The organism is Oleisolibacter albus (assembly GCF_003336875.1).
In the GTDB taxonomy this organism is placed as follows: Bacteria; Pseudomonadota; Alphaproteobacteria; order Azospirillales; family Azospirillaceae; genus Niveispirillum; species Niveispirillum album.
This window is the reverse complement of record NZ_QGNJ01000006.1, coordinates 1-12,634: the sequence shown is the minus strand read 5'-3', so window position 1 is coordinate 12,634 and position 12,634 is coordinate 1. Positions and strand designations below refer to the sequence as shown.

Annotated in this window: 11 protein-coding genes; 2 read left to right on the top strand and 9 right to left on the bottom strand. The window is 67.7% G+C overall.

The genetic code is table 11. The annotated features are described in order from the left end of the window. Positions 1-265 precede the first annotated feature (265 nt). Positions 266-3,133: a TonB-dependent receptor plug domain-containing protein gene (locus DK368_RS09825; protein WP_162305957.1), complete on the top strand. Its 2,868-nt coding sequence runs from the start codon at positions 266-268 to the stop codon at positions 3,131-3,133. Positions 3,134-3,204: 71 nt separating this feature from the next. Here DK368_RS09825 and DK368_RS09820 read toward each other — a convergent pair whose 3' ends face one another. Both DK368_RS09820 and DK368_RS09815 read right to left on the bottom strand, forming a co-directional pair. Then, on the bottom strand, positions 3,205-4,230 hold the full coding sequence (locus DK368_RS09820; protein ID WP_114393775.1) for a Gfo/Idh/MocA family protein: 1,026 nt from the start codon (positions 4,228-4,230) through the stop codon (positions 3,205-3,207). A 14-nt stretch (positions 4,231-4,244) separates the two neighbouring features. Next, positions 4,245-5,240 (bottom strand): MDR/zinc-dependent alcohol dehydrogenase-like family protein, encoded by a 996-nt coding sequence (locus DK368_RS09815; protein WP_240002425.1) that lies wholly within the window; start codon positions 5,238-5,240, stop codon positions 4,245-4,247. A gap of 222 nt (positions 5,241-5,462) precedes the next feature. Here DK368_RS09815 and DK368_RS09810 point away from each other — a divergent pair, with 222 nt between their 5' ends. Continuing rightward, entirely contained in the window at positions 5,463-6,410 is a 948-nt protein-coding gene (locus DK368_RS09810) for an alpha/beta hydrolase (protein WP_114393773.1), read from the top strand. Between the two features lie 24 nt (positions 6,411-6,434). Here the strand turns inward: DK368_RS09810 and DK368_RS09805 are convergent, their stop codons facing one another. The 7 genes from DK368_RS09805 to DK368_RS21625 form a co-directional block, all read right to left on the bottom strand. Then, complete coding sequence (locus DK368_RS09805; RefSeq protein WP_114393772.1) at positions 6,435-7,730, bottom strand: solute carrier family 23 protein; 1,296 nt, start codon at positions 7,728-7,730, stop codon at positions 6,435-6,437. Positions 7,731-7,872: 142 nt separating this feature from the next. Beyond that, positions 7,873-8,199 (bottom strand): branched-chain amino acid transporter permease, encoded by a 327-nt coding sequence (locus tag DK368_RS09800; protein WP_114393771.1) that lies wholly within the window; start codon positions 8,197-8,199, stop codon positions 7,873-7,875. Next, positions 8,196-8,873 (bottom strand): AzlC family ABC transporter permease, encoded by a 678-nt coding sequence (locus DK368_RS09795; protein ID WP_162305956.1) that lies wholly within the window; start codon positions 8,871-8,873, stop codon positions 8,196-8,198. Before DK368_RS09795 ends, DK368_RS09800 begins: the two co-directional genes overlap by 4 nt. A gap of 182 nt (positions 8,874-9,055) precedes the next feature. After that, positions 9,056-9,292: a hypothetical protein gene (locus DK368_RS09790; protein WP_114393769.1), complete on the bottom strand. Its 237-nt coding sequence runs from the start codon at positions 9,290-9,292 to the stop codon at positions 9,056-9,058. 32 nt (positions 9,293-9,324) lie between these two features. Continuing rightward, on the bottom strand, positions 9,325-9,750 hold the full coding sequence (locus DK368_RS09785) for a hypothetical protein (RefSeq protein ID WP_114393768.1): 426 nt from the start codon (positions 9,748-9,750) through the stop codon (positions 9,325-9,327). Positions 9,751-9,986: 236 nt separating this feature from the next. Continuing rightward, positions 9,987-11,726, bottom strand: coding sequence for a tetratricopeptide repeat protein (locus tag DK368_RS09780; RefSeq protein WP_114393767.1), 1,740 nt, complete (start codon positions 11,724-11,726; stop codon positions 9,987-9,989). Further along, on the bottom strand, positions 11,710-12,634 hold a 925-nt coding region (locus tag DK368_RS21625; RefSeq protein WP_275668499.1), incomplete at its 5' end, for an MBG domain-containing protein. The genes DK368_RS21625 and DK368_RS09780, both read right to left, overlap by 17 nt.

Genomic DNA, 12,634 nt, shown 5'->3' with positions numbered 1-12,634 from the left:
CCACCCTCATGCGCGCAACATTGTTTACAATGATTGCCACTTTAGGATCTCATCGCAACACCCATTCGGGTAAGAACGAAAAAATTATGGAACGGGGTTGACGATGGCACATAGGATCGGCCGGGGACGGCTGAAAGGATCTACTATTCTTGCAACTTTTGCCCTTATATCTTCCACGGTCTCCCTTTCAGCATTGGCGCAGCAGCCGACGCAAGATCAGGGTGAACAGACAGAGGAGACTCAGAAGAATGAGCTCCAGGAGGTCGTGGTAACCGGGTCGAGGCTGAAGAGAACCGACTTCAACACAACCTCTCCGATTCAGGTCATCACCAAAGAGACCTCGACGCAGGCGGGTCTGGTTTCTGCGGCGGATATCCTGCAGAGCTCAACAATCGCCGGCGGCTCGCAGCAGATCAATGGCCTGTTCTCGGGCTTCGTCACCGATGGCGGCCCCGGCATCAAGTCCGTGTCGCTGCGCGGCCTGGGGGCAAACCGCACCCTGGTGCTGCTGAACGGGCGCCGTCTGGCGCCCGCGGGGGCGGGCGGCACCGTCGGCGCGGGCGTGGATCTCAACGTCCTGCCGGACAACATTGTGCAGCGGTATGAGATCCTGAAGGACGGCGCCTCGTCGGTGTACGGGTCCGATGCCGTGGCCGGCGTGGTGAACGCCATCATCCGCACCGATCTCAATGGCCTGGAGACCGGCGCCACCGTGGAGATGCCCACGGAAGGCCATGGGGAGACTTACTCGGCGGATTTCGCCTATGGTCAGACCGACGACAAGGGCAGTTTCATGCTGGCCGGCCAGATCCAGGACCAGCAGGCCATCCGGATCAAGGACCGCGACTGGGCCAAGTGCGGACCGCAATTCTATACCGATCCCAACACCGGCGCCCGCGTCGACCGCATCGACCCGGCCACCGGCAATTTCAAATGCTATGGTGGCGGGACCATCTATGGCGTGGTGCAGACTCCCATCGCGATACCGGACCGCACGACCCGTCCCGACCTGCCCTATGCGCTGAACGGGTATGTCTACATCCAGCCGGACGCGACGGCCACCGGTGGACTGATCCCCGGCTACAAGAGCCTGCCCTATGCCAGCAATCCGTCCCTGCCGGTGTCGGGAAGTGTGCTGCGGCCCAATGGGCCGGATTACCGTCCCTACCTGCCGCAGCAGGAATTGGACAGCTACATCCAGTCTCCGAACCGCACCTATACTTTCACCGCCTTCGGCAATCGTGACCTTGATCTGCTGGGCGGGATAGAAGCCTATGGTGAATTCCTGTTCAACCGGCGCGAGTCGGATCAGAAATTCGCGGGCCAGTTCTTCCCGACCATCGGCCCAGACAATCCTCTGAACCCGCTGCTGGCCTTGCCGGATGACATCCTGGCCGATGAGGACGCCTATGCCGTTCCCATCGCCCCCCTGCTCTACCATGACAAGCAGGAGGTCAACTATTATCGCGCCGTCGGCGGCCTGCGTGGTGACTTCAAGGAAACGTTCCTGGCCGGCTGGAACTGGGATGTCTTCTATCAGTTCGGCCGCTCGGATGCGACCTACAAGGGCAACCGGCTCCTGGCCGACCGCGTGGCAAATGCGCTCGATATCACGCTTGACGGTGCCGGCAAGCCCATCTGCGCCGACGCCGCGGCACGGGCGGCGGGCTGCGTGGCGTTGAATGTCTTCGATCCGAAGCTGCTGATCAACGGCATCTTCACGCCGGAGCAGAGTGCCTATGTGTGGACTGAGGAGAAAGGGAAGACAACCTACACCTCGCACCTCGTCAACGGCTCGATCAATGGCGATCTGTTCCAGCTGCCGGCCGGCCCGGTCGCCGCAGCGGCGGGATTTGAGCTGCGCTGGGACGAGATCGACGACAAGCCGGGTGCCAACAGCCGTGCCCGCAATGTGTATGGCTTTTCCACCTCCGACGCGACCAAGGGATCGGAAAGCGTCCGGGAAGTCTTCGGCGAGCTGGAAGTGCCGGTCCTGGCCAAGCTGCCGCTGATCGAGGAGCTGACGCTGAACGGGTCCGCCCGCTACACCTCGTATAAAAAGACGGGATACGACGATACCACCTACAAGGCCGGCGCCAACTGGACGGTCAGCCCTTGGCTGCGCGTCCGCTCCTCCTATGGCACCTCGTTCCGGGCGCCGGCCCTGTACGAACTTTTCCTGGGCGGCCAGACCGGTTTCACCAGCGCCGCCGACCCCTGCCGCAGCTACGGCGAGAAGGACCCGGAAAGCAATATCTACAAGAACTGCGCCGCTGACGGGCTTCCCACCGACTGGCAGAACTTCCCCTCGACGCCGCAAGTCATCACCTATGGCAACAATGACGGACGCCTGACGGCGGAGACTTCCAACAATTTCTCCATGGGTGTGGTTCTGACTCCGGAATTCGCCGACCTCAACATCGCGGTCGACTTCTTCCGGATCAAGGTCAAGGGTGAAGTCGGCCGTATCGGCGCGCAGAGCCTTCTCAACCTCTGCTATGGCAGCGCCGATTTCCGCAAGCCCGGCGGGTATTGCGATTTCATCACGCCCCGCACCGCCTACAATCCGTCGACGGGTCAGGGCGGCGCCATCGAGCAGATCAACGATAGCTATTTCAACATCAACAACCAGTTCACGCAGGGCTTCGACATCACCGTGCGGTATAGTCACGAGTTCGATTTCGGCACCGTCACAGTCGACAATCGGACGACGGTGACGACGGACGACTATATCAATCTGTTCGGAGGTGAGACTGATAACTTCAATGGGACCTGGAGTGATCCACGCTGGGTTTCAGAGATGGATCTCCAGTTCAAGAAGGATGATTGGAGCTTCTTCTGGCGGACGAATTTCTATTCCATGCAGAAAAACTATCGCTTCCAGACCGGTCGCAACACCAACCCGAAGACGAGCCTGCTGGATCTGAAGATCGAGGAACGGTTCTATCACCGCTTCTCCGTTCAGTATGAGCAGGACACCTGGAGCGTGACGGCCGGTGTGTCCAACATCTTCAACGAAGATCCGGATGCGGCAAGCTGGGATGCGAGCCGTATCGGCAGCGCCGGCTTCGTCAGCCAGATCGATGCCCAGGGCCGCACGGTGTTCATGACCCTGCGGAAGTCCTTCGACTAAGACCCTCCGTACAGACGGGGGGGCTCAATCGGGGCGGCGGGATGATTCCCGCCGCCCTTCTTCAAGTTACCTCACCGTCCGTACAGACGGTCGAGCACGGCGGCCACGTCCACCAGCCGTTCCGTGGCCGGGTCGAAGCGCTGGCCTTCGGCGAGGCGCCGGGCCCAGTCGGCAGCGGCACGCCCACCCCAATCGTCGGGCGGCTGGGCCAGCGCCTCCCGCGCCGTGCCGCGGAAACGCTCGGCCACGAAATCGTAGAAGGAACCGTTGACGTTGCGCAGCGCCGCCCCGCCCTCGGTGCCATAGAAGGCGGCGGTGATGACGGCGTCGCAGCCGGCCTGCAGGCGCCAGGAACAGGCGAGGTTGACCGCCGCCCCCGTCTCCAGACCCAACGTGGCCGTGGCGTACTCCTCCACCCGGTCGGGACGGCCGCCCAGCGGTTCACCGCCGGCGAACAGGCGCGCCTGCACCTCCGGCACCGCCGGGAAGTCCAGCGCCCACAGGGCCAGATCCACCAGATGCACGCCCAGATCCATGACACAGCCGCCACCCGAGCGGGCCGGGTCGTAGAACCAGTCCTTGTCCGGACCATAGGCGTTGTGGAAGACCAGATTCACGGCATAGATCCGCCCCAGCTCACCGGTGCGGATCAGCTCGGCGATGCGGCGCATGCCGGTGGTGAACCGGTAGGACAGATCCACGGCCAGCAGCCGGTCGCTGGTCCGGGCCGCCTCCACCACCGACCGCACCTCCGCCGCCGTGCGGCCCAGCGGCTTCTGGCAGAAGACGGCCACGCCCCGCTCCAGGGCACGGATCGACTGTTCGGCATGGAGCGCGCTGGGTGTGGCGATCACCACCCCGTCCAGGCCCCTGTCCAGCATGGCGTCCAGGCCGCTGACCAGGGCCGCTTCCGGAGCCAGTTGGCCGGCTTCCGCCGCCATCTCGTCCGAGGGGTCGGCGATGGCCACCACCTCCACCGCCCCGGCCTCCAGGATGGCCCGCATGCGGTGGCGGCCGATCCAGCCCACCCCCAGGAACCCAAGGCGCGGGCGGGTGCCGGCCGCGCGGGCGGATCGGCCCTTCGGCAGCGTCTCCATCGCAATCTCCCGGCTCACAGGGTCACCAGCGCCTTGAGGAAGCCGTCCGGCCGGTCGCGCGTATCGTTCAGTGCCTCGTCAAGCCGATCCAGCGGATAGCGGTGGGTGTAAAGCGCCCCGGGGTCCAGCCGGCCGGCGGCCACGGCGGCCACGGCGACGCGGATGCCGTGGATATAGGCTTTGGGGTCGCGCTCATGGGCATTGATGACGTCGATGCCGCGCCAGTTCCACAGCCACATGTTCACCTGGCGCGGCCCGTCCTGATGATAGCCGGCCACGATCAGCCGGCCGCGTTCCCGCGTCAGTTCCGCCGCCAGATCCAGCGGCCATTGCTTGCCCACCGCCTCGATCACCCGGTCGCAGAAGGCCCCGCCGGTCAGATCCTTGACCCGGGCGATGATGCCGTGATGGTCGTCCAGGACGATGGTCTCGGCCGCCCCCATGGACCGGGCCACATCCAGGGAACAGGCCCGGCGGGAAATGGCGATGACCCGTGCCCCGGCGTCGCTGGCCAGCCTGGTCAGAAGGGCGCCCAGGAAGCCGATGCCGATGATGGCCACGGTCTGGCCGGCCTGGATGTCGCTGCGCTGGAAGATGTTCATGGCGCAGCCCAGCGGCTCGCCGGGGAAGGGCTGGTCCGCCAGGGCCGGCGGCAGCGGCACCACCGCGTCGGCCTCGGCCAGGTCATACTCGGCATAGGCCCTGTAGGACAGCGCCGCCACCCGGTCCCCCACGGACAGGCCGCCGACCCCCTCGCCCAGCGCGTCGATCACGCCCCAGCCCTCATGGCCCAGGGCCCCCGGCTCGGTCGGAAACGTCATCCAGTCCGGCCCCTCCCAGGGGGTGAGGTTGGAAGCGCAGACGCCGCAGCCTTCCAGCTTCACCCGCACCTGCCCCGGCCCCGGCCGGGGCAGCGGCACCGCCCGGACCTCGATCCGCCCCGGCCCCGTGACCACGGCCGCCCGCATGGTCTCCGCCGCATTGCCCTCCTGTTCTCTGTCCCGATCCACGCTGAACGCTCCACACCTGCCGACATACGTTCTTGAAGACGGTCCGGCATGCCCGCTTGTTCACGCGCCCGGGATCGGTAACGCCACCGGGCGCCCGCCGGCTCGGCTTTCGGGGCAGTTGCGACAGGACGCCCCTCTCGGCCCGACAGGATTGCAAATCACTCGCACTTGCGGCAGGTAGGCAGTGGTGGCCGCCGCGGCCTGATCGGGGAGAGATGACTCATGTTCCGTTTCGCCAGCAGCCGCCGTGCGGCCTTGCACCTCCTGGCCCTGTCGGGGCTGCTGCTGTCCGCCCCGGCCCTGGCCCAACCCGATCTCAGCAGCCCGGCCCCGCCCACCATCGCCGACACCGGCTCCGCCTTCTACAGCTTCAAGACCCTGCGCCTGGACTCGGCGGACGGCGAGCGGCATTACCGCATCCAGATCGGGGTGCCGAACCGGCCGGCCCCGGCCGCCGGCTATCCCGTGCTCTACCTGCTGGATGGCAACGCCGCCCTGGGCGGCATCACCGAGACCGATCTGCAGGCCATGGACCGGGCCGGCCCGCCGGTGCTGGTGGCGCTCGGCTATGAGACGCCGCTGCGGTTCGACGTGGTGGCCCGCAGCTACGACTACACCCCGCCGGTGCCGGGCGAGCAGCCGACCATGGCCGATGCGGCCCGGGGCCGCAAAGGCGGCGGCGCCGACCAGTTCCTCGACCTGATCGAGATGCAGGTGAAGCCCTGGGTGGCGCAGCAGGCCGTCATCGACCCGCGGCGCCAGGCCCTGTGGGGCCATTCCTTCGGCGGCGTGTTGGTGCTGCACACCCTGTTCACCCGGCCGGGCAGCTTCCAGACCTACATCGCCGCCAGCCCGTCGCTGTGGTGGCATGATGGCGCCCTGCTGGCGGAGGAGGCCCGGTTCGCCGGCCTTCCCGCCGGAACCAAGGTCCGGCTGTTGGTCACCCGCGGCGACAGCGAGGGCAAGGGCCGCGGCGACCGGACCACCCCCGGCCGGCCGGCGCCGGCCGGCCGCGCCGAAGCGCCGGCCGATGGCCCGCGCCTGCTGGCGGAACGGCTGGGCCGCCTGCCCGGCCTGTCCGCCCGCTATCAGGAATTCCCCGGCCTGGACCATGGGCCGGCCCTGACCGCCTCGCTGCGTCCGGCCCTGGAGGCGGCTGTCGCGCCCTGATCGGCAGACGATCGGGGCACGGGTTCAGATCGGCGGGTCTTCCGCCTCCGCCGGGGCGCCGCCCAGCAGGTGATAGAGCAGGATGGCACCGAAGGTGGCGGTGCCGATGCCGCCCAGGGTGAAGCCGCCCAGATGCAGGGTCAGGTCCCCCGCCCCCGCCGTCAACGCCACGGCCACGGTGATCAGGTTGCGGGCCTTGGCGAAATCCACCTTGTTCAGCACCCAGATGCGGCCGCCGGTGGCGGCGATCAGCCCGAACACCACCAGCGCCAGCCCGCCGATGACCGGGGCCGGCAGCGTCAGGATCAGTGCCCCGAACTTCGGCGAGAAGCCCAGCAGCAGCGCCACCAGCGCCGCCACCACGAACACCAGGGTGGAATAGATGCGCGTCACCGCCATCACGCCCATATTCTCGGCATAGGTGGTGACGCCGGTACCGCCGCCGCTGGCCGACAGCATGGTGGCCAGCCCGTCGGCGATGAAGGCGCGGCCGATCAGCGGGTCGAAATTGCGGCCGGTCATGGCCGCCAGCGCCTTCACATGTCCCAGATTCTCCGCCACCAGGATGATGGCGACCGGTGCGATCAGGCCGATGGCCGCCGGCTGGAACACCGGTGCCACGAAGGTCGGCAGGCCGAACCAGGGCGCCGCGGCCACACCGGAAAAGTCGATGGCCTTGGACAGGCCGAAGCCGTTGGCCCCCGCCAGATACAGCCCATAGCCGACCACGGCGCCGATGAGGATCGGCAGACGCCGCGGCCAGCCGCGGCCGCGCACCGCCACCAGGGCCACGGCGGCGATGGTGACCAGCCCGACGATGCTGTCGAAGCCGCCGCCCGACACATCCTTGACGGCGATGGGCGCCAGGTTCAGCCCGATGGCCGCCACGATGGCGCCGGTCACCACCGGCGGCATCAGCCGCTCCACCCAGCCGGTCCCGGCGGCATGCACCACCAGCCCGATGATGGTGTACAGGGCACCGGCGGCGATGATGCCGCCCAGGGCCACGGGAATGGACGGATTCGGCCCGCTGCCGCCATAGCCGGTGGCGCCGATGACTACGGCGATGAAGACGAAGCTGGAGCCGAGATAGCTGGGCAGCCGGCCCCCGGTCAGCACGAAGAAGATCAGCGTGCCGATGCCGGAAAAGAAGATGGCGGTGTTGGGATCGAAGCCCATCAGGATCGGGGCCAGGGCCGTGGCGCCGAACATGGCGACCACATGCTGAATGCCCATCACCAGGGTCTGCCACCAGGGCAGGCGCTGGTCGGGCGCCACCTCACCCGACGTGGTCGGGCTCCAGCGCGGGAAATAGCTCATGGCGGGATCTTCGCAGGAACAGCGGATGGAAAGCACCGCCACCATACAGAGGCGCGGCCCGCGGTTGAAGAGGCCTGGCGGGGCGCGCTGTCGCGGCCCGGCCTTGCCCCCTCAATCCCCGTGGTCCGCTCCCGGCCAAGCCTCAGCCGGGCCAGAAGGCCTGCACCCCCATGCAGACCAGCGTGCCGCTGCCGACAGACACCAGCAGGCTGCGGAACAGCAGATGTGCGGCCACGGTGGTCAAGGCCCCGGCCGCCTGGGCCAGTTGCACCGGTCGGGCGGCATCGACGCTGCCACCGCCCAGATAGACGATCAGCACGGCCATCACCGCCGGCGGGAACAGCTCGACAAAGACCTGTCGCCAGGCCGGACTGCCCAGACGCCCGCCCAGCAGGAAGGGCAGAAAGCGGCAGATCACGGTGCCAAGCAGCATCAGTGCCGTGGTCAGCAACAGCATGCCGGTCGTCACGGCCCCACCTCCCGCATCGGACCCGTCCCCATGCCGCGCCCGAAAGCGGCCACGGCCGCCAGCGCCACGGCCAGGATCGGCAGCAGCGTGTTGCCGCTGCCGAGCAGCAGCACCCCGATGGCGGCGATGCTGCCGGCCAGCGCCGCGGCCACGGCCTTGCGCCGGCTGCGCACCTGCTCCAGCAGCAGCACCAGGAACAGGGCGGTCAGGGCGAAATCCAATCCCTTCAGACCGGGGGGCAGCACATGCCCCGCCGCCGCACCCAGCGTACACCCCAGCACCCAATAGCCATGGTTCAGCAGGGCCACCCGCCACAACAGCCCGTCCTCCGCATCCTCCCCGCCACGCACCGGACGATGGGCGGACAGCACGGCATAGGTCTCATCGGTCAGGGCGAAGGCGAAATAGGCCTTGGCCGCGCTCCAGCCGTGGAAACGGTCCAGGAAGGCCAGCCCATAGACGAGATGGCGGGCGTTCAGCACCAGCGCGGCCAGGGCAACCTCCATCGGCCCCTGCCCAGCCGCGATCATGCCGGCCGCCAGGAACTGGGCGGCACCCGCATAGACCAGCAGCGCCAGCAAGGGGGCGGCCCAGCCCGGCAATCCCTGCTGCACCCACAACAGCCCGAATCCGACACCGATCGGCACATAGCCCGCCAGGATCGGCAGGCTCAACAGCCCGGCCTGACGCCAGGGAGATGCCCGCCCGGTGCCCGCGGGTCCCAAGGATGTTTGCTGCTCCAGCATCATGTCCGCCCCACCCATCCGGCCGGGGGACCATAAAAGCCTGCCTGCCCCACGCCAACCCGCGGCAAACGCCGGTCAGCGTTCCCGGATCGGCGGGGCGTCCCGGCGGCTCAGTCCTCGTTGATGGCGCGCAGAAAGTCGGCGAAGGTCAGCTCCTCCACCGCCTCGCCGCGCTCAATGCGGGTAAGATAACGGTTGTCGATGGTGAAGCCGCGATCGGCGCGGCTCCAAATTTCCGCCGACCGCACCTGTCCCTCGGCATCAGACGCCACCCGCAGCAGCCGTCGTCCGACCCGGTAATAGCGGTACCGCCGGGCGGCGACGTCATCGGCCGGAATCTGGGGCATGGGTGTGACCCTCCGATGGGCGCGCGACAGGATCAGACGGAAAAATCGGCGATCTGGCCGGGTTTGCCTTTCCTGGCCTGCTGTTCCATTTCCTGCTGCATGGTCTTGGCGAAGCTCTCTTCCAGGGCCGCACGCTTCTCCGGTGACAGGGCCTGGAACTCCTCCTCGCTCAGGCCCAGCTTCTTCAGCATGGCCTCATGCACCCGCTCCTCGGGTGTCATCTTCATGTATTTCAGAAAGTCGTCGACCGCCTTGCTGGAGGTGGTCGCGCCCTTGCCGGTCTCCTCCGTCCCACCGCTCCACGCCGGCGCCGCCAGATCCGCGGCCGTGCTGGCCGAAGACGACCAGCGGCGGTTGGTATCCGCCGCCTCGGTCCCGGCGGCGTCTGCCGTGGTGCGTTCGGCGGTGGTGCGCTCGGCCGTCAGCGGCCGGCTGAAGCTGCCGCTGGTCAGCGGCATTCCGTGAACAGTAATCATGGCCCACCCCCACTGGCTGTGTTCCACCCATGACCAGCAAGAACGGGGCCAGAGGATCGGCCAGGACAGCACCTGGCTTTCCCGCATGGGGGTGGGCGCCATGGACCAGACCCGGCAAATCCTGCCGGGTCGAATCTGCCCCTGCGCGTTTCGAAGCAGGCAGCGCCATGGCCGGCCCGACCGTGGGGACGGGTATGCGGGACAGCCGACCGCGGCGCCTAGGCCGTCAGCCCGGCATGCTCATCACGCAAGGCGTTGATGACGCTGGCCCAGTCCCCCAGCGCCGGCTGGCGATGGATACGGTGGTTGGGATACCAGGGAGAGGTGGTGGTGCCGATCTCCCAGCGCCAATCAACGGAATGGGCCAGCAGCAGCGAAACCGGCTTGCCCATGGAACCAGCCAGATGCGCCACACCGGTGTCCACCGCCACCACATGATCCAGGTTGGCGATCACGGCGGCGGTATCGATGAAATCCTGCAGGGCCGCGCTCATATCGTGCAAGCGGCCCCGGAACGCCAAGGCATCACCGGCCCGGTTGCCCACCTGCAGTGAAATCCACTGGGCATCGGGGATGGCATCCAGCACCGAGCCCAACAGGGCCAGCGGCAGCGAGCGGCGCGCATCCTCGGAATGCTGCGGCCGCCCGGCCCAGACCACGCCGATGCGCCGCTTGCCCGGCAGGGCCGGCGGCAACAGCGTGGCGCCCCGCGCCACTTCCGCCTCCGGCAGCTTCAGCCAGCCCGGCAGCAGCGGCAGGTCGGGCACACGCAGCGACAGGAAGTGCGGCAGGCTCAACAGCGGGATATGGTAATCGAAGCTCTCCTCGACACCGAACCGGTGCGGATTGTCGGGCCGGGCGATCACGCGCAGGCCCGGCCGGTCCAGCACCGCGGAGAGCATGCGCACCAGCGGCACGGACACCTCCAGCACCACCTCCGCCGGGCCATGGCGGTCGGCCAGGATCTGCGCCAGCGGCGTGAATTGCAGGATGTCGCCGAAGCCCTGCTCCCCCCAGACATAGATGCGCTTGCCGACCAGATCCTCGCCGCGCCATTGCGGGGCGCCCAGCATGCGGCGCGGCTCGGGGAACTGGTCCCAGACCCAGCGCCATTCGTAATCGGCCCAACCCTGCGCATAATCGCCCCGGGCCAGACAGGCCAGAGAATGGTTCCAGCGGGCCAGCGCATTGCCGGGCGCCAGCTTCAGCGCCACGGTCAGCGACGCGGCGGTGGCATCGATGAAGCCCGCCGTGCGCAGTGCCTTGTCCAAGGTCTGCAGCACCTCTTCCAGCCGTTCAAGCCGCCCCTCGGGCGTGCCCTCGGGCAGCACGGCGAGGGCCGCCGTCAGCTCCGGCAGCCGGTCGCCGATATCGCTCAACAGGCGGCCAGACAGCTCCCGCGCTTCCGGCAGCAGGCGTCCGAACAGGATCACCCCGATCATCAGGGGCACCACCGCTTCGCGTGCGCGGCCAATCCACGCCAGACCCGTGCCCATATTGACCCAGGCTGAATAGCACAGTGGCGACAGATGCAGGATACGGCGGTAGAGCGGGATCGCGTCCTCATGCTTGCCCTGGGTCTGCAGCATCACCGCCAGATTGATCATGGCGGCGACGGCGCGCGGCAGGTCGCCCATGCGCTCGAACACCGTGCCCAGCGAGCAGTAATAGAGCGGCTCCGCCGGCTCCAGCTTCACGGCATGGTCGAACAGACCGGCAGCCCGGCCATTATCGCCCTGAAAGGCGGCGATCACGCCCAGCTGGTGCAGGGCCGGCGCCGTCAGCTCCGGCCGTTCCGCCAGTTGCAGGAAGACCTGACGCGCCTGATCCAGCTGACCGGTCGATTGCAGGTGCAGACCCTGGGCAAAGGCGGGAACGCGGCGGCCGATCTCCATCAGCACCGCCCCGCTCCGCTCGACGATGGGGATGGACAGATCGGTGTTATTGCTGACGCTCATCGTTCTGCGTGCCCTTGATAGGATCGGTGGTCATCTGGATCTGGCTGTAGACCGTATTATCGGTACCGCTGACAAGAATGGGAAGCGCATCACCGCTGACCCCTTTCCCCTCGCCGGTCGCGGCCGATGCGGTGTCGACGGTCGTCGTCCCCCCACCGCCGGCATCGGCCGGGGCTCCTCCGGACGCCGTGCCGCCGCCAGACGAAGTGGCACCGGTCCCGACCGGTGCCGTGCCGCCCCCCGTCGGGGCGGCCGGAGGCGCGGCGGTCACGGGCGGAACGGCAGCCGTCACCACGATCCGCTGCACGGCGGCCGTGGTCAGGGTCGGAGCCGCGGTTACCGTCAGCGTGCCATCCTGATAGCGGATGATGTAATTGCCGAGCCCCGTGCCCGTGGCATCGCGTGCCACGATGGCATAAGTCCCTGGCGCGGCGCCGGCCGTCACCCCCAAGCTGCTCAGCACCACGCCGGACACGGTATCGCCATTGACCAGGCCGAAGGCGCTGTAAGCCGTCAGCACCACGTTGGTGCCCGCCATCTTGCTGAGATCACCGGCCGTGATGGTCAGCGCCGCCGGATTGACCGTCAGCGTGCCGTCGACATAGGTGATGCTGTAGTTCGACAGGCCCGAGCCCGTGGCCGCGCTGCCGACGATGCTGTAGCTGCCGACGCCGGCCGCCGTGCCCGACCCGCTGCTGACCAGCGACAGGCCGCTGATGCTGTCGCCATTGACCAGACCGCTGGCGCTGTAGCCGCTGAGGCTGGCGCTGGCGCCGTAGGTCTTGCTGGCATTGCCCACGCTGATGGTCAGCGCCGCCGGATTGACCGTCAGCGTGCCGTCCACATAGGTGATGCTGTAGTTCGACAGGCCCGAGCCCGTGGCCGCGCTGCCGACGATGCTGTAGCTG

Excerpts from the sequence above, each read along its gene's own strand:
- DK368_RS09810 (WP_114393773.1), top strand. The coding sequence starts at position 5,463 with ATGTTCCGTTTCGCCAGCAGCCGCCGTGCGGCCTTGCACCTCCTGGCC.
- DK368_RS09820 (WP_114393775.1), bottom strand. The coding sequence starts at position 4,230 with ATGGAGACGCTGCCGAAGGGCCGATCCGCCCGCGCGGCCGGCACCCGC.
- DK368_RS09780 (WP_114393767.1), bottom strand. The coding sequence starts at position 11,726 with ATGAGCGTCAGCAATAACACCGATCTGTCCATCCCCATCGTCGAGCGG.
- DK368_RS09785 (WP_114393768.1), bottom strand. The coding sequence starts at position 9,750 with ATGCCGCTGACCAGCGGCAGCTTCAGCCGGCCGCTGACGGCCGAGCGC.
- DK368_RS09790 (WP_114393769.1), bottom strand. The coding sequence starts at position 9,292 with ATGCCCCAGATTCCGGCCGATGACGTCGCCGCCCGGCGGTACCGCTAT.
- DK368_RS09805 (WP_114393772.1), bottom strand. The coding sequence starts at position 7,730 with ATGAGCTATTTCCCGCGCTGGAGCCCGACCACGTCGGGTGAGGTGGCG.